General features: G+C 48.4%; 24 protein-coding genes. 19 read left to right on the forward strand and 5 right to left on the reverse strand.

Annotated elements, in window-relative coordinates; genetic code table 11:
- Positions 1–124: 124 nt before the first annotated feature.
- Positions 125–1,489, forward strand: a complete 1,365-nt coding sequence (locus tag BGO59_RS21950; RefSeq protein ID WP_293686758.1) for an ATP-binding protein — start codon at positions 125–127, stop codon at positions 1,487–1,489.
- Positions 1,490–1,528: 39 nt separating this feature from the next.
- On the opposite strand, the gene BGO59_RS21955 is transcribed toward BGO59_RS21950, so the two are convergent.
- Positions 1,529–2,212 (reverse strand): hypothetical protein, encoded by a 684-nt coding sequence (locus BGO59_RS21955; protein ID WP_293686759.1) that lies wholly within the window; start codon positions 2,210–2,212, stop codon positions 1,529–1,531.
- A 268-nt stretch (positions 2,213–2,480) separates the two neighbouring features.
- Here BGO59_RS21955 and BGO59_RS21960 point away from each other — a divergent pair, with 268 nt between their 5' ends.
- From BGO59_RS21960 to pfkA, 15 genes are all read left to right on the forward strand, one after another.
- The gene (locus BGO59_RS21960; RefSeq protein ID WP_293686760.1) at positions 2,481–3,431 is read left to right on the forward strand and encodes a GNAT family N-acetyltransferase; all 951 of its coding nucleotides are present in this window, start codon (positions 2,481–2,483) and stop codon (positions 3,429–3,431) included.
- Between the two features lie 142 nt (positions 3,432–3,573).
- On the forward strand, positions 3,574–4,479 hold the full coding sequence (locus BGO59_RS21965) for a hypothetical protein (protein ID WP_293686761.1): 906 nt from the start codon (positions 3,574–3,576) through the stop codon (positions 4,477–4,479).
- Complete coding sequence (locus tag BGO59_RS21970; protein WP_293686762.1) at positions 4,476–6,014, forward strand: arylsulfatase; 1,539 nt, start codon at positions 4,476–4,478, stop codon at positions 6,012–6,014. The genes BGO59_RS21965 and BGO59_RS21970 overlap by 4 nt, the downstream gene beginning before the upstream one ends.
- Positions 6,015–6,103: 89 nt before the next feature.
- Positions 6,104–7,120, forward strand: coding sequence for a UDP-N-acetylglucosamine 4,6-dehydratase (inverting) (pseB, locus tag BGO59_RS21975; RefSeq protein ID WP_293686764.1), 1,017 nt, complete (start codon positions 6,104–6,106; stop codon positions 7,118–7,120).
- Positions 7,121–7,191: 71 nt separating this feature from the next.
- A complete protein-coding gene (gene pseC / locus BGO59_RS21980; RefSeq protein ID WP_293686766.1) occupies positions 7,192–8,364 on the forward strand; it encodes a UDP-4-amino-4,6-dideoxy-N-acetyl-beta-L-altrosamine transaminase in 1,173 nt (390 codons plus the stop codon).
- Positions 8,361–9,050, forward strand: coding sequence for a pseudaminic acid cytidylyltransferase (gene pseF / locus BGO59_RS21985; RefSeq protein ID WP_293686767.1), 690 nt, complete (start codon positions 8,361–8,363; stop codon positions 9,048–9,050). Before pseC ends, pseF begins: the two co-directional genes overlap by 4 nt.
- A 54-nt stretch (positions 9,051–9,104) precedes the next feature.
- A complete protein-coding gene (gene pseG, locus BGO59_RS21990) occupies positions 9,105–10,136 on the forward strand; it encodes a UDP-2,4-diacetamido-2,4,6-trideoxy-beta-L-altropyranose hydrolase (protein ID WP_293686768.1) in 1,032 nt (343 codons plus the stop codon).
- 26 nt (positions 10,137–10,162) lie between these two features.
- Complete coding sequence (locus tag BGO59_RS21995) at positions 10,163–10,684, forward strand: GNAT family N-acetyltransferase (protein ID WP_293686769.1); 522 nt, start codon at positions 10,163–10,165, stop codon at positions 10,682–10,684.
- On the forward strand, positions 10,681–11,748 hold the full coding sequence (gene pseI, locus BGO59_RS22000; protein WP_293686771.1) for a pseudaminic acid synthase: 1,068 nt from the start codon (positions 10,681–10,683) through the stop codon (positions 11,746–11,748). Before BGO59_RS21995 ends, pseI begins: the two co-directional genes overlap by 4 nt.
- A gap of 73 nt (positions 11,749–11,821) precedes the next feature.
- Positions 11,822–13,324, forward strand: coding sequence for a lipopolysaccharide biosynthesis protein (locus tag BGO59_RS22005; protein WP_293686772.1), 1,503 nt, complete (start codon positions 11,822–11,824; stop codon positions 13,322–13,324).
- A 98-nt stretch (positions 13,325–13,422) separates the two neighbouring features.
- Positions 13,423–14,229 carry an FkbM family methyltransferase gene (locus BGO59_RS22010; RefSeq protein ID WP_293686774.1) on the forward strand — a complete coding sequence of 269 codons (807 nt, stop codon included), beginning with the start codon at positions 13,423–13,425 and terminating at the stop codon, positions 14,227–14,229.
- Between the two features lie 95 nt (positions 14,230–14,324).
- The gene (locus tag BGO59_RS22015) at positions 14,325–15,281 is read left to right on the forward strand and encodes a hypothetical protein (protein WP_293686776.1); all 957 of its coding nucleotides are present in this window, start codon (positions 14,325–14,327) and stop codon (positions 15,279–15,281) included.
- Positions 15,278–16,582, forward strand: a complete 1,305-nt coding sequence (locus tag BGO59_RS22020) for a glycosyltransferase family 4 protein (RefSeq protein ID WP_293686778.1) — start codon at positions 15,278–15,280, stop codon at positions 16,580–16,582. Before BGO59_RS22015 ends, BGO59_RS22020 begins: the two co-directional genes overlap by 4 nt.
- 66 nt (positions 16,583–16,648) lie before the next feature.
- Entirely contained in the window at positions 16,649–17,407 is a 759-nt protein-coding gene (locus tag BGO59_RS22025; RefSeq protein WP_293686780.1) for a glycosyltransferase family 2 protein, read from the forward strand.
- A 240-nt stretch (positions 17,408–17,647) separates the two neighbouring features.
- Positions 17,648–18,622 (forward strand): 6-phosphofructokinase, encoded by a 975-nt coding sequence (gene pfkA / locus BGO59_RS22030; protein ID WP_020600233.1) that lies wholly within the window; start codon positions 17,648–17,650, stop codon positions 18,620–18,622.
- Positions 18,623–18,773: 151 nt separating this feature from the next.
- On the opposite strand, the gene BGO59_RS22035 is transcribed toward pfkA, so the two are convergent.
- The gene (locus tag BGO59_RS22035) at positions 18,774–19,076 is read right to left on the reverse strand and encodes a hypothetical protein (RefSeq protein WP_293686784.1); all 303 of its coding nucleotides are present in this window, start codon (positions 19,074–19,076) and stop codon (positions 18,774–18,776) included.
- A gap of 181 nt (positions 19,077–19,257) precedes the next feature.
- Positions 19,258–20,070: a YdcF family protein gene (locus tag BGO59_RS22040; protein WP_293686786.1), complete on the reverse strand. Its 813-nt coding sequence runs from the start codon at positions 20,068–20,070 to the stop codon at positions 19,258–19,260.
- A 165-nt stretch (positions 20,071–20,235) separates the two neighbouring features.
- Between BGO59_RS22040 and BGO59_RS22045 the strand changes: the two genes are divergently transcribed.
- Positions 20,236–21,732 carry a TlpA family protein disulfide reductase gene (locus tag BGO59_RS22045; RefSeq protein WP_293686788.1) on the forward strand — a complete coding sequence of 499 codons (1,497 nt, stop codon included), beginning with the start codon at positions 20,236–20,238 and terminating at the stop codon, positions 21,730–21,732.
- 96 nt (positions 21,733–21,828) lie between these two features.
- Here BGO59_RS22045 and BGO59_RS22050 read toward each other — a convergent pair whose 3' ends face one another.
- Both BGO59_RS22050 and BGO59_RS22055 read right to left on the reverse strand, forming a co-directional pair.
- Complete coding sequence (locus BGO59_RS22050) at positions 21,829–22,740, reverse strand: DUF58 domain-containing protein (protein WP_293686789.1); 912 nt, start codon at positions 22,738–22,740, stop codon at positions 21,829–21,831.
- Positions 22,741–22,937: 197 nt separating this feature from the next.
- On the reverse strand, positions 22,938–23,372 hold the full coding sequence (locus BGO59_RS22055) for a septal ring lytic transglycosylase RlpA family protein (protein ID WP_293686791.1): 435 nt from the start codon (positions 23,370–23,372) through the stop codon (positions 22,938–22,940).
- 274 nt (positions 23,373–23,646) lie between these two features.
- Between BGO59_RS22055 and BGO59_RS22060 the strand changes: the two genes are divergently transcribed.
- Together BGO59_RS22060 and ychF are read left to right on the forward strand one after the other, a co-directional pair.
- Positions 23,647–23,973 carry a DUF3276 family protein gene (locus BGO59_RS22060; protein ID WP_293686793.1) on the forward strand — a complete coding sequence of 109 codons (327 nt, stop codon included), beginning with the start codon at positions 23,647–23,649 and terminating at the stop codon, positions 23,971–23,973.
- 263 nt (positions 23,974–24,236) lie between these two features.
- Positions 24,237–25,337, forward strand: coding sequence for a redox-regulated ATPase YchF (gene ychF / locus BGO59_RS22065; protein WP_293686795.1), 1,101 nt, complete (start codon positions 24,237–24,239; stop codon positions 25,335–25,337).
- Positions 25,338–25,406 lie beyond the last annotated feature (69 nt).

The raw sequence follows: 25,406 nt of genomic DNA on the forward strand, positions 1-25,406 counted from the left end.
GCTGGTTACTCGCGTAGCTTACCATTACGTTAGCCATTAATTCCATTTGGTTTATTTTTTGCTTATAATGCACATTAAATGTCTATCCTCAATACCGCTCTAAAGCAAGCTTAACCAAAACACCATGGACGTGACACCCACCGTTCCGTTACAAGAACAAATCGACACACTTATCCGGGAGAATAGCCGACTGAAATCACAGTTGGAACAGCAGGAAGTTGATCAACGATTCCTGATCGAATTCTCCGACAAGTTTGCTACGTATACGGTTGGTGATGAGTTTTTTCACTCCTTAGTCAGATACATAGCTGAGCAAACCCGTCTGGATTTCGTCTTCCTGGGTGAACTGATTGAACCCGCTCCCAATCATTTTGCCATTCGCACCATTGCCCTTACGGCCTACGGTCAGACGGTTGGCAATATCCAGTACGACTTGCCTGATGGACCTTGCGAGCAGGTTATTCAGGGACAGCTATCAAAATACCCAAGCCAATGCCGCCGACTGTTTCCTAAAAACCAGACCCTGGTTCAATTCAATGTTGAAGGCTACATCGGTTACCCCTTGTATGATACGAAAGGAAACGCATTTGGGATATTAACGGTCATGCACCAATCGGCCATCGATCAGCCCGAATACATTGCCTCGTTGTTAAAGATTTTGGCCAAACGAGCTGAGTTTGAGTTGGAGCGCACAAAATACGAAGCCGATCTGAAGGCCGTCAATGAAGAACTACTGGCTAAAAATCAGGAGTTAACGAACCGGAATGCCGAACTGGCCTCCTTCAGTTACGTAGCTTCGCACGATTTGCAGGAGCCACTTCGCAAGATCCGCTCCTTCGGCGATCGACTGAAAGTAGCCTATGCGCCCAATTTAGATGAGGAAGGTGCCGATATTATTGATCGAATGGTGCTGGCAGCAAAGCGGATGTCGCTGCTGATTAAAGACCTGCTCGATTACTCCCGACTAACGCTACAGTCGGATACATGGCGCCCTCAGCCGTTAGGCGAGATTGTCGAATCGGTCGCGAATGAACTGGATATCACCATTCAGGAGTCTGGCGCACAAATAGACATTGATGAGTTGGCTACTGTGCCCGGCGATGAGAGCCAGCTTCGGCAGTTATTTCAGAATTTACTCTCCAATGCGCTCAAATTTACAAAGCCCGACTGTGCTCCCCACATCCGGATTCGGAGTACCCAGATAAAACGCTCTGATTTGCCAGCCGAATTTTTACTACTGGCCGCTCCATCCGACTATGCGCTGATTGAAGTGACCGACAACGGGATTGGTTTCGACGCACAACATGCTGAACGCATCTTCGGAACCTTCCAGCGGTTACATGGTCAGGGGAAATATCCAGGTACGGGTATTGGGCTGGCTATTGCCAAAAAGATTACCGAAAACCACCGGGGGTATATTAAGGCCAGCAGTCACCCTGGTCAGGGCGCTACGTTCTTCGTATACCTACCGACGCAACACATAGCCTGACGACAGCATTTGCGGATTGAATGGTCTGACGACCTGCCTTTATTTTCCGGCCCGTCCGCTTCTTATTTTACGAACGAAGATCGGTACACATTTGGCAGGTAGACAGGCACAGGAGGTATTTAACAAGGTAATAGACCGTTCGACGAAACAGCCAAAAGCACTGTATAGTCTTACTGCGTACGTTTCTGGTTTCCCTGTCCGTTTAAGATGCTGGATCACTACGCCATCTGTAGGAATCGGTTGGCTATTCCCTGAGAAGATACCTTTATTGGCCACCTCGTAGGTATCGGTTGGGGCAACGTTATTGATGCGTACCCAACCATCGGCCAGCGATACCGAATCCTGACAGGTTGCTTCACGGGCTAACAGGGTGGCGATGGGCGCTGGCTTCACAATCACAGTTACCAGCGCAAAGGGTCGGCAGGTAGTATCGGAGGCCAACGGAATCAGACGACCATAGACATAATAGGTTTTATCTGAAACGTCGGTATTTGGCGGAAAGGCAACTGTCCGCATCGTAGCAATCCCGTTCGATGAAATCAACTCCCCCAACGATACGCCACCCTTATAAGGGTTTACCTGTGGGGTATCAAAACGCACCAATTCAATTTTATCTGGCCAGAAAGCGGTCGTTCTAACCTGTAGACTATCGACAAGTGACCCCGAGCAAACCGTTACCGATGTCTGGGTCGTATTGGTAATCGATGGGCATTGCGCCTTCACCTTTTTTGTAGATAATAAACAAATAAAAACCAGCCAAAAGAGGATGGTAACCTGCCGAAACGTAGTATCTGTTAGCCAGGCAATTATGTTCCTGAACCTACCTGTATAAGCTGCTTTCTTTCTATAAACCATCCCTCTGTCCGAACCTCGCAAGCTAAGTTACACTTGATTTATAAATCAAAACAACCAGGTACTCAAATTCTAATCCGTTTGGGCCAGGTTACTTTTTCCATGCTACCCTCGTCTTGATGTGCCAATCGGTCATCACATGGAATCTCATCGATTTTTACTTCAGCACAATCCACATCATGTTGCCACACCGAAATTCCATCAGGACGGCTTTTTCTTTAATGAAATCGATCACCTCGGGCAACAGGCCGATGGGCATTTTTACTTGCTAACCGCCGTAAACCAGCTCACGCAACAGGCTGACATTCGGTGTGCTTTTTTTAGTCAACGTAATCAGGTCATCAGTCCGGCAGAAGCTCCGTTTGGCTCGATCGAATTTGCCGAAACTCTCCCCGACTCCGTGCTAGACCAGTTTTTAGAAGTCCTTCTTTCGTCAGCCAGGCTCTTCAAAAAGCCCACCCTACGACTTGTAAACTACCCTGATTGTTACGCCCCTCAACAAGCAAACCGCCTTACGGCCAAACTGTTCAGACATGGGTTCCGTCTAGTGGCAAGCCATAAAAACGCTTATTTACCCATCAGCAATCGGCCTTTCGAACAAGCTATTCAACCCCAGGAACGCCGACGGCTGCGTGCCTGTCAACGAGCTAATTTTCATTTCCACCACTGGGTCAATCCTGTACTAGCCGACGTAGTAAATTTCATCACCGATACCCGAAAAACACTGGGCCATCGCTTAACCCTATCACCCGAACGACTCGCCAAGTTACTGGATACGTTCCCCGATAAATTTCTGGTTTTCTGCGTTACGGATGGTTCAAAGCTGGCAGCACTTGCCATAACGGTGCACGTTCGTCACGACATCCTCTATTATTTTATGCCCGCATCAAATCCCGACTATCGAACATTCAGTCCGATGGTTATGCTGGTGAATGGTTTGTTTACCTACTGCCAGCAACACAAAATTCAACTGCTGGATCTGGGTGTATCGCTCGACAACTTCCACAATCCTAAACCGAGTTTAATGCGCTTTAAGCGGAATCTGGGCGCTTCTGAATCACCGAAACTCATTTTTGAGAAAACTCTTTAGCTTATCTTTCAGAAAGGTTGACTCGTTCAGCAAGTTTCCGCCCAACCATTCCAATATGTGCTCGCATAAGCCAACTGTGTCGGTCTGCTAATTTCTTTGTTATTTTACAGGAAAAAAGGAGCCCTCGCCCGGAGCCGACGGCATGATTGAAACAGTTTTTAATTCGGTTAGTCAATTTCTGAATGCATTATTCGCATCGCTGGTATCGCTGCTGAAAGTAGCCATGCGTTTCCAGCATGCCACTCGCCTGCCTGCGCGTCAGCGGCCGGTTTGTTCGGTTTTAGGCAATGGTCCGTCACTAAACGAATCGCTGGCCGAGCAGTTTGATTTTATCAAACAAACCGAAATTGTCTGCGTCAACAACTTTGCCCACGCCGATATTTTTACCCGATTACAGCCGCAGGACTATATCATTTCAGACCCGAACTATTTCGTTTTTACCGAACAAACCACCGACCGCGACGACATCCGACAGACTTTGACCGTTTTCCGCGAGCGAGTCAATTGGCCCATGACGTTGTATGTTCCTCATTTTGCCAAGGGCTCCTACCTGCTGAAAACCATTGAACAGAGTAATCCGGCTATTTCAGTCGTTTATTTCAACTATACCGTTGTGCGAGGCTTCCAAAGGCTGGTTCACTGGCTGTATGCCAGAGGATTAGGCATGCCACAGGCACAGACGGTCATCATTGCCGCATTGGCCCTGATGATCAACCGAAAGTTCGAACGAATTTATCTGTTCGGGGCCGATACATCCTGGCATGAACAAATCCGTCTCAACGATCAGAACCAGTTGCTGATTAAGCAGATTCACTTCTACGATAAACCGAAAGATGTTACGCATCAGCCAGTATACTCCGATGCGCAACGCCAACGTACCTTTTCGATGGCTTCGCAGTTTTTATCGCTGCATAAAGTATTTCGGGGCTATGAAGTTCTTAGGGACTATGCCGATGATCAGGGCGTAAAAATTATCAACGCCAGCGCGAAAAGCTATATCGACGCTTTCGAGCGTGAAAAGCTTCCCCAACCCATCACTACCCCATGAACCAGCGCCGTTACCAACAACTACTATCTCTGTGCTTCAGCGTCTGGATGATTAGTCTGGAAGCGGTGGCCCAGCAAAAACCCAATATCGTACTGATCTATGCCGATGATTTAGGCTACGGTGATCTCAGTTGCTATGGGGCCACCCAAATCCAGACGCCCAATATTGACCGAGTTGCCCGCGAGGGACTCCGCTTTACCAATGCCCATGCATCGTCCTCAACCTGCACGCCCTCACGCTATACACTGCTGACCGGCTCGTATGCCTGGCGGAAATCGGGAACGGGTATTGCCCCCGGTGATGCCGCTTTATTGATCCCAACCAATCGCCTAACACTGCCTGGTATTTTACAAAAAGCAGGTTATAAAACAGGCGTTGTGGGTAAATGGCATCTGGGGTTGGGCCCACAGGGTGGCCCCGACTGGAATGGCGATATCAAACCCGGTCCGCTCGAAATCGGCTTTACGTATTCTTACCTCCTCCCCGCTACCGGCGACCGTGTGCCCTGCGTGTATGTGGAGAATCATCGGGTGGTCGGGCTAGACCCCAACGATCCCATTCAGGTAAGCTATACAACCCCCATTGGCTCCGATCCGACTGGCAAAGCAAATCCCGAATTGCTCAAAATGACCTATTCCCACGGCCATGACCAAACCATTGTGAATGGCGTGAGTCGAATTGGGTATATGAGTGGAGGCAAATCGGCCCGGTGGGTCGATGAAACAATGACCGATGTGCTGGTAGGCAAGGTGAATCAGTTTATTGAAAATAGTAAAGCTGGGCCGTTTTTCGTTTACTTTTCAACCCACGACATTCACGTACCACGTATGCCGAATCCTCGATTTGCGGGTAAAAGCGGGATGGGCCCACGGGGCGATGTGGTTCTGCAACTGGACTGGTGTGTGGGCGAAGTCCTGAAAACACTCGACCGATTGGGCCTTAGCCAGAACACGATGGTCATTATAAGCAGCGATAATGGCCCTGTCGTGGATGATGGCTACAATGATCAGGCGGTTGAAAAACTGGGAAACCATAAACCAGCTGGACCACTTCGCGGAGGTAAGTACAGTGCTTTCGATGCCGGAACGCGCGTACCATTTATTGTGCGCTGGCCCGGTCAGGTCAGGCCGGGGGTTAGTGATGCGCTGGTAAGTCAGGTCGATCTGATGGCATCGTTTGCGGCACTCACGGGTCAAACGTTGTCTAAAACTGACGCTCGGGACAGTTTCAATTCACTGGACACCTTTCTCGGAAAATCGAAAAAGAATAGAGACTATGTTATTGAACACGCACTTAACGGAACACTTTCGATCGTTCAGAACGACTGGAAATACATTGAAGCACACGCTGGCCCTCCACACATGCAGGAAGTCAACATTGAAACGGGCTATGCACCTAATGCTCAGCTCTATAACTTAAAAAATAACCTCGGCGAAACGGTTAATCAGGCCTCTCAGCAACCAGCGCTTGCTACCAAACTAGCTGACCTGCTGAAGGCCGTCCGCGAAACCGAAGGGTATAAGAATGGACAATGAAAAATGGGTAATGCATAATGAACAATGGTTTTCCGCATTATTCATTTTACATTATTTATTGTTCACTATGCATTAATTAAAACACGACTATGCTTGATCTAACCAATAAATCGATTCTGATTACGGGCGGTACTGGCTCATTTGGCAAGAAGTTTGTCGAAATGATGTACCAGCGACACCCGAATCTTAAACGCTTAGTTATTTACTCCCGCGACGAACTAAAACAGTTCGAAATGTCGCAGCATTATCCGCATGCCCAGTACAAATCTATCCGGTTTTTTATTGGGGATGTGCGCGATGCCGAACGGCTCAAACGGGCGTGCGAAGGGATAGACATCATTGTCCATGCCGCTGCTCTAAAACAGGTACCAGCCGCCGAGTACAACCCGATGGAGTGTATCAAAACAAATGTATTCGGTGCCGAAAATGTCATCAATGCCGCCCTTGACAATGGTGTTCAGCGCGTTGTAGCCCTTTCTACGGATAAAGCAGCCGCCCCTATCAATCTCTATGGAGCTACCAAGCTCTGCTCCGATAAGTTGTTTGTAGCCGCTAACAACATGAAAGGCAGTCGCGATCTACGGTTTTCGGTTGTTCGCTACGGCAACGTAATCGGTTCGCGGGGCTCGGTTGTCCCGTTCTTTCTCGAAAAGCGAAAAGAAGGTGTACTCCCGATCACCCACCCCGACATGACCCGTTTCAACATTTCGCTGGAAGAGGGGGTCGAAATGGTATTTCATGCACTCGAACATGCCTGGGGAGGAGAGATTTTCGTACCCAAAATTCCATCGTACCGAATCACGGATGTTGCTACGGCCATCGGTCCCGACTGCGAACAGAAATTAGTGGGTATCCGTCCAGGCGAGAAGCTACACGAGGAAATGATTACCGAAACCGACTCGCTTAATACTGTCGAGACGGATAAATATTATGTCATTACACCGTCTACGCCTACCTGGAGCATCGACGACTATATGAAAGCATTCAACGGTCGTCAGGTAGAAATGGGCTTCAAATACAACTCCGGCACCAATACCGACTGGCTTACCATTGACCAGCTCCGAGACCAGATTCAGCAACACGTTGATCCAGATTTTAATGTATAATGTAAAATGAAGAATGCATAATTGGCTAGTCCCATTTCATTGTTCATTATTCATTAACCATTATTCATTTTATGAATCCTATTCCCTACGGCCGCCAGCATATTACGGACGACGATATTAATGCCGTTGCCAACGTTTTGCGCGGCCCTTTTCTGACGCAGGGGCCGCACATTACAGCGTTCGAATCGGCCTTTGCAGCGTATATCGGATGTCAGTATGCGGTTGCCGTCGCTAACGGAACGGCTGCGCTGCACCTGGCTTGTATGGCGTTGGGAGTTACCGAAGGCACACGGGTCATTACAACGCCAATCACATTTTCGGCCTCTGCCAACTGCATTCGTTATTGCGGGGGAGAGGTGTATTTCGCCGATATTGACCCCAAAACCGCTGTACTCGACATACATGCCGTAAGGTCGCTTCTTGAGCAACATCCCAAAGGATACTTTTCCGGTATCATCCCGGTCGATTTTGCCGGTTATCCGGTCGATTTAGCTGAGTTTCGGGCGCTGGCCGATGAATACGGTTTATGGATTCTGGAAGATGCCTGTCATGCGCCGGGTGGTTCATTTACCGATCCAGCCGGTACAGTGCATCGGTGTGGTGATGGGTCGCTGGCTGAGTTAGCCATTTTTAGTTTTCACCCAGTCAAACATATTGCGGCTGGCGAAGGTGGTATGATTACTACCAACGACGAAGGCTTGTACAAACACCTGCTTCGGCTGCGCACCCACGGCATTACCAATAAACCTGACGAACTGGTTGAACCCTACCTCGGTGAGCCAGAGCGGGGAGGCTGGTACATGCAGTTACAGGAGCTGGGCTATAACTACCGACTGACCGATATGCAGGCAGCGTTAGGGATGAGCCAGTTGAACCGGGCCGATAGCATGATGACCCGTCGGCAGGAGATTGCCAAACGTTATGACGAAGCCTTCGCCGGAACCGGAGTGACTACAATAGAACCTCCAGCCAACGGCATCCATGCCTACCATCTGTACGTTATTCAGGTAGACGACCGCAAAGGGTTGTACGACTTTCTGCGGACAAAACAGATCATGGCACAGGTCCATTACATACCCGTACACCTGATGCCCTACTACCGGCAGTTTGGCTGGAAACCGGGCGATTTCCCCAAAGCCGAACATTACTATGCCCGCTGCCTAAGCCTACCCATGTTCCCGACCCTAACCGATGCGGAACAGGAGTATGTCATTGCCTGCGTCAACGAATTTATGGGCTTATGAGCGCGGTGGCTATCATTACGGCCCGAGGTGGCAGCAAACGGATACCCCGCAAAAACATCCGCTCTTTTCTGGGCAAACCAATTATCGCGTATGCCATTCAGGCAGCGCGCGAATCTGGTTTGTTTGATGAGGTGATGGTGTCGACCGATGATACTGAAATTGCGTCTATCAGTCAGGAATGCGGTGCATCAGTTCCCTTTTTACGCCGAGCCGAAACAGCCGATGACTATGCGACAACAGCCGATGTGCTGCGGGAAGTCCTAAGCCAGTATGAAGACCAGGGGCGATCCTTCGAGTATGCCTGTTGCCTATATCCTACGGCTCCGTTTGTGACGCCCAGGCTGCTTAAACAGGCATTTTCAAAGCTTACCGACCATCCGTTCGATACCGTCTATCCGGTTCAGCCGTTCAGTTTTCCCATTCAACGGGCAGTCCGGTTGCACGACTCGAAAGTGGCCTGGTTTCATCCTGAGTACGCCCTCACCCGCTCGCAGGATTTGGAACCTGCTTATCATGATGCCGGCCAGTTTTATTTTTTCAACGTGACGGCCTTTCAGCAAAACCATCGACTCATCACCGACAACTCAGGGGGTATTGTCATTTCAGAACTGGGAGCCCACGACATCGATAACGAAGCGGACTGGCAAATCGCCGAGATAAAATTTAAAATGTATAATGAACAATAAACAATGTAATGTTAGGATTCACTACATTATCCATTGTTCATTATGCATTGATTTATGAGTCGACTACTTTTTCGAGCGGATGGAAATGCTCAGATCGGGCTTGGGCATGTGATGCGTTGTCTGGCGCTGGCCAATATGCTTAAAGACGATTTTTCGATACGTTTTGCCATCGTGGAGCCCACTTACGCCATCCAAAGTCAGATCGAAGCGGCTGGCGTTGTTGTTTTATCATTGCCAGCGTCAGACTCCCAGTTGGCATTCATCAACCAGATTGCAGCAGATGAAATCGTCGTGCTGGATGGCTACACATTTGATGAAGCCTTTCAGCGTTCAGTGCGTTCAAAAGCCCGTAAACTGGTGTTTATCGATGATCTGGTTACGGGCCGTCAGGTAGCGGATGTGGTTATCAATCATGCAGGTGGCGTTTCGCCTGATGAGTACGATGCTGAACCCTATACGCAATTCTGTCTGGGTCCGCATTACGCCATGCTGCGACCCGAGTTTCTTAGACTAGAAGGGTTTGCTAAACCTTCCGTCGATGGACCTATTTTTGTCAGTCTGGGTGGTGCCGATCCTGAAAACCGATCACTTACAGTTTTGCAGGGTATTCAAAAAGTAGATGACCATTTACCTGTTCAGATCGTTTTAGGGCCACTTCACCCTAATCGACCAGCGATTGAAGCGTTTCAGTCGCAGCTACCCAATCTGACCATTCTACAAAATCGCAGTGCCAGTCAGATGGTTGATACGTTACAAGCGTGCAGTCTGGCCATTACGGCTAGTAGTACCATCAGTTATGAAGTGTGCGCTATGAACCGCCCATTGATCGCTGTCGTAACAGCCGACAACCAGGCCCGTCTGGCCCGGTTCCTGTCTGAAGAAAAACTAGCCGTGTCCGTACTTTTTACCACCTATCTGACAACTCAGATTCCCGTTCTGGGCCTGGACGAGCAAATTCGATTAGCCATTCAGTCTATCCAGCCGACCAGTGAAATCGTTAGCAATTCCCTACTGGCTCAACGTCATTTTTTCGATGGGCAATCACCCAGTCGTTTTCGTGCATTATTTCGAAATTTAAGTGCTTAATTCGAGCAAACGTTTGCGAATCAGCTATGCTTACTTATCGCACTGCCCGCCCTACCGATGCCCAGCTTTATTTCGACTGGGCCAATGATCCTGATACCCGGCGGCAGTCGTTCAATTCAGCCCCGATTTCATTGGAAACGCATACGGCCTGGTTTACGCATAAATTAGCCGACCCCAATGCCCTGCTGCTCCTTTTTTTGAGCGATACCGGACAAGCTGTTGGTCAGGTGCGCTTCGAGCGAACGCCCGTGGCCGATATGCCCGACGAAATCATCATTAGCCTCTCGATTGACGCAAATTACCGGGGGAAAGGCCTGGCTCCTCAACTCATCCGCCAGGCGTGTTTTATTTGCCGGGAACGCTGGGAAGCCGTTACCATTCATGCATACATTAAACCGGATAATCAGGCCTCCATACGAGCCTTTGAACGGGCCGGTTTCAGATTGTCAGGTGAAAACGGTAAATTTGGGGATTCCAGCCCATCTTCATCAGGCCGGATCACATCAGGCCAGCCAACGCAAAGCCTGCTTTATATAAACAGTCAATGAGTAGTACTCAACCGATTCAGGTTGCCCACTATACAATCAGCCCCAAGCATCGTCCGTTTGTTATCGCCGAGATGTCGGGTAATCATAACCAGTCGCTGGAGCGGGCGCTGGAAATTGTCGATGCCGTAGCCGATGCGGGTGCCCATGCGCTTAAACTCCAGACCTACACCCCCGATACCATCACCTTTAATGGAGGGTCGGAGGAGTTTTACATTCGGGATGCCAAATCGCTCTGGGCCGACAAAAATCTGTATAAGCTGTATAAAGAAGCCTATACGCCCTGGGAATGGCACAAGCCTATTTTTGAACACGCCCAGCAGCGAGGGATGATTGCGTTCAGCTCGCCCTTCGATACGACCGCCGTCGATTTTCTGGAATCACTAAACGTGCCCCTCTACAAAATCGCATCGTTTGAAAATACCGACCATATCCTGCTCAAAAAAGTAGCGCAAACGGGCAAGCCAGTCATTATGAGTACAGGTGTAGCTTCGGTAGCCGATCTCGACGAATCCGTTAACGTACTCCGGGCAAACGGTTGCAAAGACCTCGTGCTGCTCAAGTGCACCAGTACCTATCCGGCCACGCCCGAAAGTACCAACCTACTCACCATTCCACACATGCGTGACCTGTTCGACGTACCAGTAGGGCTGTCGGATCACACAATGGGCATTGGTGCAGCCGTAGCGGCCGTTGCTTTGGGAGCGGTAGTCCTCGAAAAACACGTTACGCTACGCCGGGCCGACGGTGGTGTCGACTCCGCTTTTTCGCTGGAGCCCGACGAGCTAAAAAGCCTGGTCATCGAAACCGAACGGGCGTATCTGGCTATGGGACAGGTGAGTTATACACTTACCCCTAAAGAAGAGAAAAGCCTTCAATTCAAACGGTCGCTGTATGTCGTACACGACATGAAAGCGGGCGAGCAGTTCACGTCTGAAAATGTCCGTAGCATTCGTCCGGCAAACGGCCTGCATACACGCTATTACGAAACCATCCTCGGCAAAACCGCCACACAAAACATCACCGCAGGCACAGCCCTTAGCTGGAATTTAATTGCGAAAGAGTGAAAGAGTGAAAGAGCGAATTGCTGCCGGATGGCATTTCGCTCTTTCACTCTTTCACTCTTTCGCTCATTGAAAAATGGGTATCATTAAACGGCAAACCATTCAGAGTTCCATTTATGCCTACGCGGGTGTAGCCGTTGGATTTTTGACGCAGGGGGTTTTCTTTCCGAATATATTTCAGGGGACGCAGGTTGTTGGGCTGTTAACGTTATTGATTTCGCTATCGCAGGTTCTCGCTCAGGCCTCTAATTTGGGACTAAATGGAGCAGGAGGCCGCTATTTTCCTTTTTTCCGAAATACCGAGCGCCAACACAATGGGTATCTGCTCATCGCCTGTCTGACTACACTAGCTGGCTTCTGTCTTTGTGCATTCGTCCTGTGGCTGGCTCGTCCGTGGGTCATTGAGTGGTATCAAAAAGATTCGGCTCTGTTCGTTGAATATTATTACCTGCTGATCCCACTGACGCTGTTTACCGTCTATTTCACCGTATTCGACAACTATGCCCGGTTGCTGTACGATCCAGTTACGGGCACCATTCTGCAACAGTTCGTACAACGGATTCTCATCCTGCTGGCCGGTGGTTTATATTGGTTAGGCTGGGTTACGTTACCACAATTTCTGGGTGTGTGGCTGTTATCGTTTCTGGTTCCGCTACTCGTCATGATGATCAGCGTTGCCCGCGACGAAGCTCTGTTTTTTAGCCGTCGGTTCGTCGCTGTAGATGCAACGTTGCGTCGAAATCTGATGCGCTATGCGGGTATCACGCTTACGTCGGCTCTATCGACTCAGATCGTCTGGACCATCGACAAAGTGATGATTAATAGCAAACAGGGTTTGGGCGACACGGGTATTTACGGAACGGCCTCGTATTTTGCGGCTGTGATTGCTATTCCAGCTACGATGCTCTACAAGGTTTCGGGAACCCTCATTGCCGAATCCTGGAAAACCAACGATCTGCAAAACATAGCTATGATTTACCGCAAAAGCTGCCTGAATCAGCTTATTGCAGGTTGCCTGGTATTTGTTGGGGTAGCGGCTAATCTGTCGAATGTATTTCGATTTCTCCCTGCCGATTATGCCGCTGGTTACTATGTCATCTTGTGGTTGGGGCTGGGTAAACTGATCGATATGGCTACAGGTGTAAACGGCATTATTCTGAATACCTCGCGCTTTTACGCCTACGACTCGGCTTTTTTTGTTGTACTCATTTTTATTACCATTGGCGCGAATATCTATTTAATACCTCGTTTTGGCATCAATGGAGCGGCTATTGGGGCTGCGCTGGCTACGTTTCTGTATAATTTTGTTCGGACGCTGTTTGTCGGCATCGCCTTTAAATTACAGCCTTTTACCTGGCGAAATTTGGTCGTTATTATCCTGGCGTTGGTTGTTTGGTGGGTATCGTTACAAATCCCCTACCCGACTGCCGATGCTCCCAAATGGAAAGTCATTCTCGACGTAGCCTGGCGTTCTACGCTGATTACTAGTCTGTTTGGTGGATTCGTTATTGGGTTGAAGTTATCGACGGATATCAACGAAACAGTAACCGGATTGCTAAAGCGATTTATACCTAAGTAAATGTTATAACACGGAGATTCATCGAGAAAAGGAGATACACAAAGAAAACGCTGTGCTTCATCCATTCCTCAAAGAACCTCTGTGCAACCAGATAGCTTATGTGGTTTTTTAAATTCTTATTCACCGAAACGGCCCGGCTCCTGCGCTCGGCAGAAGGTCGTCGGTTACTGTGGCTGGCTATTCAATATGGCGACCGACCGCGTAATCAATCCGGCGATGTAACGTTCGGTCAATACCATTTTCGTGTCCCCGATGCGCTGTCGTTCGTCTGGCAGTATCGGGAGATTTTCGTCGATGAATTTTACCGATTTACCCCGTCAACACCCAATCCGGTCATTTTCGATTGTGGCACCAACATCGGCACCAGCGTTGCCTATTTCCGCGAGCATTACCCGACAGCCCGCATCGTCGCGTTTGAAGCCGACGAGCAGATCAGCGCTACCCTGCAAGACAACCTAAGCCGGAACCAGATTTCGGGCGTGGAAATCATTACGAAGGCTGTCTGGACCAATGAAGAGGGCATCTGGTTTGGTAGCGATCAGGCCGACTCGGCTTCTATTTTTTCGCAGACAGACCGTAAGCTTGTTCCCTCCGTTCGATTACGAGATTACTTGCTGCGTGAAACCCGAATCGATATGCTCAAAATGGACATCGAAGGAGCCGAAACTGCCGTACTGACCGACTGCCATGATGCGCTGGCTCACGTCCAGAATCTGTTCGTTGAATTCCATGCTTACCTTGACCATCCACAAACCCTGGCCGACGTGATGAAAGTTCTGGAAAATAGCGGTTTCCGGTATTACATCAACACCAGCCAATATCGCCCGGCCCCGTTGGTCAACCATCGCTACAAAGGCAACGACAGCATGGACTTACAATTGAATATCTTTGCGTACAGAAACTAGTTATTGATGTCATTTAATGGTCGTCGGTAGTCAGTATTTGTAAGCAACAAATGACAATCTATGACTACTGATGACAATCAATGACCATTACTTAGATGATCGACAAAATTCTTTCCCGCCCTGAGTTCCAGACTGAACCGCCTGTGCTGGTGGATATTGGTGCATCGGGGCAGCTACATACACGCTGGAAATCTTTTGCCAAATACGCTATCTGCATTGCCTTCGATGCCGACGACCGGGATTTTGGCTATGTCGAAAGCGAATCCAGCCATTTTCGGAAACTGTATACATTTAACCACATTGTTACGGAAACCGATACGGAAACCGCCAACTTCCACCTCACGGTTTCGCCACACTGTTCCAGCTTATTAAAACCCCGGCCCGACTGGATTGAGGAATACGCGTTTGCCCCAAAGTTTGAACCAACCAAAGTTGTTCAGTTGAAAACGCGCAGCCTTCGCTCTACCCTGGATAGCCTGACTATTGGCCAGGTCGACTGGTTCAAAACCGACTCGCAGGGAACCGACTTACGGCTGTTTCGTAACCTGGGCGACGACCGGGCTCGTCGGGTACTGACGGCCGAATTCGAACCCGGTATTGCATCCATTTATGAAGGCGAAGACAAGCTCTACACCGTTTTGCAGTACATGGAAGAAATGGGTAGCCACTGGCTGGCCGAATTACTGCCGAAAGGTTCCCCACGCATCACCCCTGCCCTACTCGACAGTTTTACGAGCCAGCCACTAGTGAAAAAATTCGTTCTCTTTTCATTGAAAAACAGTGCAGTATGGGGCGAAATGACCTACCTGAATCGTTTTGCCGATGAAGCCACGTTAACGCAACGAAATCTGCTCCTGGGTTGGGTATTTGCGACCATCCTCAAACAACACGGATTTGCCTTAATTCTCACTCAGAAAGCAAAAAGCCGTTTCAAAGACCCAATTTTCGGTGAGATGGAAGCCTACTCCCGTCGGCGGATATGGGGACGGATAGTCGGATTAGGCTTCTGGCCTGAAGTAGTAAAAAAGTTCGATAAACTTCTGGGACGGTGAGAGTTACGCACCTGAGCACGTATCATCTGTTTGGAGGAGCGGCCGTAGCCGCCACACGACTTCATCGGGCCTTGCAAAAACAGAGCTGGGGCAATGTACCAGTCGAAAGTACTATGCTGGTTGGTACTGCCAATCGGCTTGAAACGCATCGGCCCGAATCAGGTGTACTCTATCTGGCCAACAACTTTCTGGCGGAACAAACGGCATTCGGGCGATTTGCAGCCGAACGACTATATTTTCTACCTCACGAACGTGACCGCTCCGTTCGGTTTCAATTTTCGCCCGCCAAATTTGGAGCTGCACTGGATTTTCATCCGGCCATTCAACAGGCCGATGTACTGCACCTGCACTGGATTAATTTTGGTTTTCTATCGCTCAATGGCCTTCAATCGCTTTTCAATCTGGGCAAACCGATTGTCTGGACGATGCATGATCAGTGGGCATTTACGGGCGGATGTCATTACTCGCGCGGCTGTGAGCATTTTCTAAATTATTGCCATCGGTGTCCGTACCTGAAAAAGCCATCCGAAAACGATTTATCACACCGGGTATTTAGCCAAAAGAAAACCATCTTTGGTAAGGCTCGTATCCATTTTACCCCACCCAGTCATTGGCTGACTACTGAAGCGCAACGGAGTGCGCTCCTGCATGAATTTCCATTTTCGGTGATTCCATACGCCATCGACCAAACCATTTTTAAGCCTATTGATCGAGCCGAAGCCAACGCTCATCTCGAATTACCAACTACAGATCAGCCACGGTTGCTATTTGGCAGTGCTAATGTGACCGATGTGCGAAAGGGATTCAGGTATTTTGCCGAAGCGTTAACACTGCTTCATCAGCAACACCCCGATGTAACCCCCGAAATTCTGATATTTGGAAAAGGACGTTCGTACTTGTTTGATGAACTCCCCTACCCAATTCGGCATCTGGGCGTGTTGACTTCAGCAGAAGACATTGTAGCAGCCTACAATGCGGCCGATGCGATGGTTGTCCCTTCATTGGAAGATAATCTACCCAATACGGTTATCGAAGCCATGGCCTGTGGAACACCCGTCGTGGGGTTCCGAACGGGTGGCATTCCCGAAATGATTGATCATCACCACAATGGCTATCTGGCCGACGTCGGTTCAGCCCAGCAACTTGCCGATGGGCTAGCTTTTGTACTGGAACATAGTTCGCCCGAAGTCCTTCGTCAGAACGCACGCCAATCCGCCGAAAATCGTTTCTCCGAAGACGTTGTAGCGAAGCAACATATAGAATTATATCAGACGTTAATGAGTGAAAGAGCGAAAGAGTGAAAGAGCGAAATGCCATCCGGCAGCATTTCACTCTTTCACTCTTTCGCTCTTTCGCTCTTTCAAACTATGCCATCCGTTTCCATCATCACCATTACCTACAATGCCGAGCGGTTTCTGGAGCGCACGATACAGAGCGTGCTAGCTCAACAGGCGACCGATTTTGAATACCTTGTAATTGATGGTGCCTCAACAGATGGAACACGGACTATTATTGAGCGCTACGAGCAGGGTATCACCCAATGGATTTCGGAACCTGATCAAGGCCTTTACGACGCTATGAACAAAGGGCTTCATCGGGCAAAAGGCGAATACGTTTGGTTTATGAATGCGGGCGATGAACTGTACGATTCCCAAACGCTGCCGAATCTGTTAAGCCGAATCAAGGCGACCCAAGCGGATGTGTATTATAGCGATGCGCTTTTTGTTCAGGACGATGGCGGTCGTAGTTCTGGAACGGCTATTGGCTTACGAAGTCAGGTAACTCCGCATACACTCCCGCAGCACATAACCTGGCAGGATATGCAGATGGGCATGAAAATTTGCCATCAGGCTTTTGTGGCCCGACGAGCCATTGCGCCTGATTATCCGGTTGATAATCTAAGCGCCGATCTGGATTGGGAAATTCGTTGCCTGAAGGCGGCCCAAAAAATTGAGTTTCTTCCTTTTGTTCTTTGTAAGTATCTAATGGGTGGCCTATCGGTTCAGCAGCATCGGCGCTCACTAATTGACCGATTCCGGGTGCTAGTCACTCATTTTGGCTGGCTAAAAACGATATGTAACCATATTCAGATTTTTATACGTGCCCGACACTTTCAACAGCAATGACTAACTGTATTTAAGTGAATTGCAGACAAAATCTATCGTGAAAATTGAGTAACCTAGCTGATCTGAAATGCTTTCTCTGGCAAAAAACGTATTTAACTATTTTGTAAAATTTAGCTGGAAACAATGGGATTATTACCAGTTTAATGCCTTTAGATTGCGAAATGCGGATAAATTTGCGGGGTTTATTTCAGTACCCTACCAACCTTTTTGTGAAATTCCGTTAAAAAATTGTTCTAACCTATGAAACGAATAGCTGTTTTTACCTCGGGTGGCGATGCGCCGGGTATGAACGCCTGCATCCGGGCCGTGGTCCGGGGGGCGGTCTATCACGGAATCGAAGTATTCGGTATCCGCCGAGGGTACAGCGGTATGATAAATGGCGATATCTTTCAGATGACATCTCATTCGGTGAGTAACATCGTGCAACGCGGTGGTACCATTCTGAAATCAGCCCGCAGTAAAGAATTTATGACGCCCGAAGGCCGTGCCAAGGCTTACGACCAGATTAAAAAGTTTGGTATTGAGGGCTTAGTCGCCATTGGCGGTAACGGTACGTTCACAGGCGCAACTCTTTTCTTCGATGAATATGGCATTCCAACCGTTGGCGCACCCGGAACCATCGATAATGACCTTTACGGTACCGACTACACAATTGGTTTCGATACGGCCGTAAACACCGCCCTGGAAGCTATCGACAAAATTCGGGATACAGCCGATTCACACGACCGGATTTTCCTCATCGAAGTAATGGGCCGCGACTCTGGGTATATAGCTATTCAGTCGGGTATTGCTGGTGGAGCCGAAATGGTGATGGTGCCCGAAGTGCTGACGCCAATTTCGGAGGTGGTTGAAGCCCTAAAATCGGGTTGGAGTCGCCAGAAATCGTCGTCCATCGTTGTCATTGCTGAAGGCGAAGAAGCTGGTAATGCGACCGAGATTGCCGAAAAAATCCGTCAGCAGGTCGCTTCTGACATCGACATGCGCGTAACCACATTAGGCCATATTCAGCGCGGGGGGATTCCAACAGCCTACGACCGTATTCTGGCCAGCCGTTTAGGCCTGGGGGCTTTGGAAGGACTTATGAATGGCGAGAAAAACGTCATGGCTGGAATTGTCAATAACGAGTTGGTTTATACACCTTTCCGTGATACCATCCGTCTGCCTAAGCCTATCAATGAAGACTTGTTGAGAATGGTGAAGATTTTAAGTGTTTAACCAGCCTTGATAGATGCCTGGTTGAAGGGCTGTAAATATCCCTTCAACCAGGCAATCCTTACCCTGAAAATAGCTTTAATCAGCCTTTTATAAGGCCCTGGTTTTCAATTGAGTCTATTCTCAATGACTTGAACCAGCAACGATTGAAGGCCTAGTTATCTATTTTTTTCGCTTCTCCGCTAATAGCCCGTCCGGTTGCTTTAGTCGCCTTGGTAACCGCACGACCAGTTGCTTTCGCCCCTTTGGCAACAGCTTTCCCAGTGGCTCGGCCAGCCGTACCAACAGCGTGCGCTCCATCGGCAACCCCATTTTCGACTTTATCACCAACGCGTTTTACATCTTCTCTGGTTTTTTCTTTACGAGCTGCACGCGTAGCCGCTGGGTCGTCCTGAGCCAATGCCCCCGTTGTTAAGGCTGCACAAAGGGCAATCGATAAAAGCATTTTCGTTTTCATAACGTTTTTTGTGTGATGGTAAAGGAGCCTTGCTCCAACTATGTTAAATACTGTCACAAATAACCGCTTCTCCGGCAATTTGTTTTTTTGGAGCTACACATGATAGCATCTTCCCTTCACAATTACGCTTCGGCTGGCTCCAATCTTGAACTGCATCTTAGCTTTAGGATTGCCTCAATTATCAAATGTAGCCCGCTACCCAATAGGCCACATAACCTACCAATTCACGGGTTAGGTAATAGGCATTGAAGAACTCTTCTTCGTGTGGCAACAGCCAGTCGCCCGGCGCAAACGATCGTTTATTGCTCAGAAAACAGGCAGGGAACGGTGTAACTAGCACACCCTCCTTCTGAAAACAGGCCACAGCCCGACGCATATGCCAGGCCGATGTAATTAATACACACTGATTCTGCTGAAAACGCTGGCGGAGCAGTTGAGCCGTAAAAACCGCATTTTCGTGGGTATTACGGGATTTTGTTTCCAGTATAATATCGTCGGGCCGAACACCGCCAATGGTCAGAAACCGAGCCGTCATTTGACCTTCGTCGTTTACGCTGGTGGATCGAAAAGGTATAGCCGCAACTCCTCCACTAATCAGAATCTTCTGTACAGCCCCTACTTTATACAAAAATAAAGCCTGTGCTGCCCGGTCGGCTTCCCGCCAGAGCAGGAATTGAATTGTATGCGCAGAATCAGTCTTGGCATCTGGAATCTCTTTCCGACCATTTGTCATTCCACCAGTCAGTACAACGGCCACCCGCGTTGTCGAATCCGTAGAGGCAGTTGGCACTTTTTGAATCGGATATTCCCACCATAACGCCAGTTCGTTCGTCAGAAAGGGGTTTCCAAATATCCAGAATATTCCCAAAGCTACACCTACCAATCGACGGCGGAGCTGCGATTTTTTTGTAAAAAACGCCCATATTAAGGCCAATACGAGCCAACCGGCAGGGGTTAATACAAAAGATATGGTTTTAGAAAAGAAATAAAACATAGACTACGAAAGGTATGGCAAGCGTTTTGTATAGGTTGAAGTCGGTTGAAAGTCTTCGGTTTATGGTAACTCAACAGCCAGTCCTACACTGAAACCATCAATGGCATACCGAATTCTTGCCGTAAATTTGTCTTTATTCATTTGCGAAGATACGCACCCATTTTTATGAAAAACCCTCTCCTGACCGCGCTGCTTGCCCTATTTCTGCTTCCGGCGGCATGGGCTCAGTCAACCACCGATACGCCTACCGACGGCTTTAAAATTACGGGGCATATCAAAGGATTAAAAGATACGACCTGCATTCTGGCCCACTATTTCGGAGCTACGCAGTACATTCCAAAAGATACAGCCCGCGTCGACGCTGCCGGGAATATGACCTTTGAAGGCAAAAAGAGTCTGCCTCAGGGTTTATATATGGTGGTGATTCCGACAAAAAATCCATACATCCAGTTTTTGATTACTGCCGACCAGGAGTTTTCGTTCGACACCGACACGGCTGGTGTTGCGAAAAACATGAAGATAGCGGGCTCGAAAGAAAATGAACTCTTTTATGGCTACCAGCAGAAAATGGGGCAGCTCTCCGAGGAAGCGCAGGTACTGAACCTTCAGAAAAAAATAAAGAACGATGCGGTTTCAGTAGCGCTGCTCAACAAGCAAATGGTCGATCTTCAAAAACAGGCAGCCGATTACCGAACGCAGTTTTTAAAAGATAACACGGGTACGTTTGCCGTTAAATTATTTAATGCAACTGCTGAACCCGACGTACCTACGGCCCCGAAGGCAGCCAACGGTCGGCCCGATTCAACCTGGGTATTTAATTATTTCAAACGCCATTTCTGGGACAATTTCGATTTTTCGGATGAACGCTTTGTCAGAACGCCGTTTCTGCAACAAAAAATCGAGCGGTACATCAAAGAGTTAACCGTTCAGGTGCCCGATTCGCTCATTAAAGAAGCTGACTTCCTGGTCAATAAGGCAATCACTGGAAAAAACACCGAAGTAAAATACTACACCATCTACTATATCACTAAAGAATACGAACAGCCTAAAGTGATGGGTACAGATGGCCTTTTTGTGCACATGTTCGAGAAATACTATGCCACCGGGGTTATGACCGTTTCGGATTCATCGACGCTGAAGTCGATAGGCGAACGAGTAGCCACATTGAAGCCAAACCTCGTTGGTAAAACGCTTGTTCCACCCGTCATGAGTGATACCCTTCGGCGGCCTATTAACTTCTCGACCCTGAAATCTGATTACACCGTAGTGTTCTTCTATTCGCCCACCTGCGGCCACTGTCGCGAAAGTGCGCCCAAGGTTCAGAAACTGGCCGATACCTACAAAGGGAAAGGTGTCGACGTAGTGGCCATTGCCATTGACCAAAGTCCTGAAGACTGGAAGAAGTTCATCAAGGAGTTCAAACTCGGCAATGCCATCAATGGCTATGATTTTACTTACCGAACGGATTATCGCCATCAATACGACGTTTGGACAACGCCAACGATTTACATACTCGACAAAAACAAGAAAATTATTGCCCGTAAACTTCCTGTCGAGCAAATGGAAGATTTTATTCAGTTCCACAAACGCCAGCAGGCCGCTCAGGCAGCTAAAAGCCCTGTAGCAGCACCCGCTAATGCGAAGGCGAGTGTGAAGAAATAGTATTAGTAGCGAGGATTGCGTATTAGGAGTTGCTGACGCAAGAATATATGAATACATTAGAAACTCCTAATACGCACTCCTCACTTCTCATACTTCTTACTTCATCTTCGTCCGTTTCACCAGATACGCTGTCAGAATCTGATCGAAGCCCTGGGCGATATCGGCTTCAATGAAGTCGATTTTATATTGGCCACACCGCATCTTTAATTCCTGAAAATACGATTTAACGGCCTGCTGATAGGTTTCGCGTACTTGCCCAGGCTGAAGTTTTACTTTCTCTCCCGTTTCGAGGTCTATAAACTCATAAGGCCGTTCGTCGAACGCAAAGTCTTCTTCTGTTTTCTTGTCGGTAACGTGAAACAACAACACCTCATGCAGGTTATGGCGCAGGTGCTGAAGGGCCGAAAACAGTGCATCCGACTTTTCGGTACTCTCGAACATATCACTAAAAATTACGACCAGTGAACGCTTGTTAATTTTTTCGGCTACCTGATGAATCACATCGGCTGCCGACGTTCGACGCAACGGTTTAGGCTGCTGCATCAACAGATCCAGTTGCGTAAACAGTTTGTGAACATGTGAGGGAGTCGACTTGGTGGGCGTTTGCAGGTCAATCTGATCGGCAAAGGTGGTTAGGCTTACCGCATCCTTCTGACGTTGTAGCATATACGCCAGGCAGGCAGCCGCCATTACGCTAAACGTTATCTTCCCATAATTGGCATCGGGGTAATACATCGACGACGATGTATCGACCAGCAGATGACAGCGTAAGTTTGTTTCTTCTTCATACCGTTTCACAAACAACTTTTCAGTCTTGCCAAAGACCTTCCAGTCGATATGGCGCGTTGTTTCACCCGTATTGTAGAGACGGTGTTCGGCAAACTCCACCGAAAAACCATGAAACGGCGATTTATGCAGCCCAGTAATAAATCCTTCGACCAACTGACGGGCCAGAAATTCAACGTTACCAAACGAACGGACCTGACTAAGATTAAGGGGTTGCTTCATGTATTAAAGAGCGAAAGAGTGAATGAGCGAAAGAGCGAAGGGCCGACGCGTCAGCAAAAACCATCCGGTAGGTTTCCACTCTTTCACTCTTTAGATTTGCTCTTTAAACATAACGCAAAAACCGAACCGTTTGACATCTCCCACAGGAATTGCACAGGGAAATTCAAACGGTTCGGTTGGTACAGCTACCAGGTAGGTTAGAGTACAGGTTCCAGCATAAACTGATAATCGATAGGGGTATCAAATGCTGTAGGTGCCAGCGCAATAGCCCGACCTTTTCCTACAACCCGAAGCGACACATTAGCGATTCCTTTCGAAACCATACCCAGTGCACGCGCTGCCGCATGGGTAAGATCGATGACTCGCCCTTTGGAAAAGGGGCCTCGATCATTGATTCGTACAATTACCGAACGGTTGTTGTCAAGGTTTGTAACTTCAACCAGGGTATTGAGTGGTAGGTGGAGATGAGCGCCTTCGAGGGCTTCGGAGCTAACGCGCTCACCGTAATAGGTCTTCCGACCATTAAACTTCTTGGAATAAAAAGACGCTTTGCCTTTCTGTATGAGGCCTGGAAGGGCCTCCGCCGGTTTTATGTTGCTAAAAAACAACATAATGGACATGATCAAACTCATACAGCTATTGGTTACGTGAAAAAAATAAACGGGGTATATGCAGATAAGCATCTCACACACCGCCCGTCCCCAAAAAGTGCAATTCCTGTATAACAAAGATAGCTCACAGGGACTTAATAACCAAGCGTTTAGCGAAAAAACTGTGGAATGGCCTCCACAACCTCCGTTTCATTTTGTGGCAATTCTACCCCAAAATATATTTGTTGGCTTTGTTTTTGTTCTTTGGTTTATGACCGTACTTTAGTGGTTGTGAACTCACTAAACCTATTTAATTGTGGACGACAGAGACCGCGAGAAGATCTATTCCAGGCGTGTTCGGGCGGGAAAACGAACCTACTTTTTCGATGTTAAATCGACCCGAACCAACGATTATTATTTAACCATTACCGAAAGTCGCCGACATCCGCAGGGCGAAGGCTTTATCTATGAGAAGCACAAAATGTTTCTCTACAAAGAAGACTTCGACAAGTTTGTTGAAGCGTTGCAGGAAACTGTCGAGCATGTGAAAACCGAACTAATGCCTGACGTAGACTTTACGCAATTCATCCAACGCGAACGTGACGAGCAGGACGACTTTGCCAGTGAACTGAAGTGGGAGTAAACCAGCGATTTCCAACAATCCACCGTTGCTACTGTTGCATTACACATTACTGTATGACGTAAACTTTACATCTCAACAATCTGCGGCCTGCTGCCCAACTCACCCTTAGCCATCGGCACTCCGCCGAAGGCTTTTTTTGCGGTCCGCCATTACGAGTGTATTTTTGCAAGAAACTAAAGAGTGAAAGAGTGAAAGAGTGAAAGAATGAAAATCCAAACAATAGGTTTCACTCTTTCGCTCTTTCGCTCTTTCACATTTGAACTATGGGTTTACAATGTGGAATCGTGGGTTTACCCAATGTGGGTAAATCGACGCTGTTTAATGCGATTTCGAGCGGAAAGGCCGAAGCCGCCAACTATCCGTTCTGTACAATAGAACCAAACGTCGGTGTGGTAACCGTTCCCGACGAACGACTGGATATACTCGAAGGGCTGGTAAAACCACAGAAAGTGGTGCCAACCATCATCGAGTTTGTTGATATTGCCGGGCTCGTAAAGGGAGCAAGCCAGGGCGCTGGTTTAGGCAATAAGTTCCTGGCAAATATCCGTGAAGTCGACGCCATTGTGCATGTGATTCGGTGCTTTGAGGACGACAACATCGTACACGTCGAAGGCAAGGTCAATCCAATCGCTGACAAGGAAATCATCGACGCTGAATTGCAACTGAAGGATTTAGAATCCGTTGACAAAAAAATTCAGCGCATTTCGAAAGCCGCTCAAGTGGGAGATGCCAAAGCCAAAGCCGAGCTGGAAATTCTGAAGCACTATAAAACTGCGCTGGAAGCTGGCAAAAGTGCCCGGACGGTGGCCCTTTCGCCCGAAGAACGCGAAGCGGCCATTGGCGATATTGCACTGCTGACTGTCAAGCCGGTAATCTACGTGGCAAACGTTGATGAGGGTTCATTGCCGAACGGAAATGCTTACTCAGACGCCCTTCGCGAGGCTGTGAAAGACGAAGGTGCCGATGTGGTTATTATTAGTGCAGGTATCGAGTCGCAAATTGCCGAAATGGAAGACCCCGAAGAACGTGAGATGTTTCTGGGCGAATACGGCCTGACCGAATCGGGATTGAGCAAGCTGATCAAAGCATCGTATAAGCTGCTGGGCCTGATCACCTACTTCACGGCGGGTGTAAAAGAAGTTCGGGCCTGGACCATCCACCGCGGCTGGAAAGCTCCTCAGGCAGCGGGCGTAATCCACTCCGATTTTGAGAAAAAATTCATCCGGGCGCAGGTCATGAAACTACCCGATTTTCAGCAATTTAAAACTGAATCAGGCGTTCGCGAAGCTGGCAAACTGGCCGTTGAAGGGAAAGAATATATTGTGCAGGACGGCGACATTATGGAATTCCTGCATGGGGCGTAAGTAAAGTAAGGCGGGTGGAAACCCGCCTTTTTTGTTTGACATAATTGGCGGGTTTCCACCCGCCTTACT

Source organism: Spirosoma sp. 48-14, from assembly GCF_001898575.1.
Classification (GTDB): Bacteria; Bacteroidota; Bacteroidia; order Cytophagales; family Spirosomataceae; genus Spirosoma.

Coding starts and splice junctions, on each gene's coding strand:
- BGO59_RS21950 (WP_293686758.1), top strand. CDS start 125: ATGGACGTGACACCCACCGTTCCGTTACAAGAACAAATCGACACACTT.
- BGO59_RS21960 (WP_293686760.1), top strand. CDS start 2,481: ATGGAATCTCATCGATTTTTACTTCAGCACAATCCACATCATGTTGCC.
- BGO59_RS21965 (WP_293686761.1), top strand. CDS start 3,574: ATGATTGAAACAGTTTTTAATTCGGTTAGTCAATTTCTGAATGCATTA.
- BGO59_RS21970 (WP_293686762.1), top strand. CDS start 4,476: ATGAACCAGCGCCGTTACCAACAACTACTATCTCTGTGCTTCAGCGTC.
- pseB (WP_293686764.1), top strand. CDS start 6,104: ATGCTTGATCTAACCAATAAATCGATTCTGATTACGGGCGGTACTGGC.
- pseC (WP_293686766.1), top strand. CDS start 7,192: ATGAATCCTATTCCCTACGGCCGCCAGCATATTACGGACGACGATATT.
- pseF (WP_293686767.1), top strand. CDS start 8,361: ATGAGCGCGGTGGCTATCATTACGGCCCGAGGTGGCAGCAAACGGATA.
- pseG (WP_293686768.1), top strand. CDS start 9,105: ATGAGTCGACTACTTTTTCGAGCGGATGGAAATGCTCAGATCGGGCTT.
- BGO59_RS21995 (WP_293686769.1), top strand. CDS start 10,163: ATGCTTACTTATCGCACTGCCCGCCCTACCGATGCCCAGCTTTATTTC.
- pseI (WP_293686771.1), top strand. CDS start 10,681: ATGAGTAGTACTCAACCGATTCAGGTTGCCCACTATACAATCAGCCCC.
- BGO59_RS22005 (WP_293686772.1), top strand. CDS start 11,822: ATGGGTATCATTAAACGGCAAACCATTCAGAGTTCCATTTATGCCTAC.
- BGO59_RS22010 (WP_293686774.1), top strand. CDS start 13,423: ATGTGGTTTTTTAAATTCTTATTCACCGAAACGGCCCGGCTCCTGCGC.
- BGO59_RS22015 (WP_293686776.1), top strand. CDS start 14,325: ATGATCGACAAAATTCTTTCCCGCCCTGAGTTCCAGACTGAACCGCCT.
- BGO59_RS22025 (WP_293686780.1), top strand. CDS start 16,649: ATGCCATCCGTTTCCATCATCACCATTACCTACAATGCCGAGCGGTTT.
- pfkA (WP_020600233.1), top strand. CDS start 17,648: ATGAAACGAATAGCTGTTTTTACCTCGGGTGGCGATGCGCCGGGTATG.
- BGO59_RS22035 (WP_293686784.1), bottom strand. CDS start 19,076: ATGAAAACGAAAATGCTTTTATCGATTGCCCTTTGTGCAGCCTTAACA.
- BGO59_RS22040 (WP_293686786.1), bottom strand. CDS start 20,070: ATGTTTTATTTCTTTTCTAAAACCATATCTTTTGTATTAACCCCTGCC.
- BGO59_RS22045 (WP_293686788.1), top strand. CDS start 20,236: ATGAAAAACCCTCTCCTGACCGCGCTGCTTGCCCTATTTCTGCTTCCG.
- BGO59_RS22050 (WP_293686789.1), bottom strand. CDS start 22,740: ATGAAGCAACCCCTTAATCTTAGTCAGGTCCGTTCGTTTGGTAACGTT.
- BGO59_RS22055 (WP_293686791.1), bottom strand. CDS start 23,372: ATGAGTTTGATCATGTCCATTATGTTGTTTTTTAGCAACATAAAACCG.
- ychF (WP_293686795.1), top strand. CDS start 24,237: ATGGGTTTACAATGTGGAATCGTGGGTTTACCCAATGTGGGTAAATCG.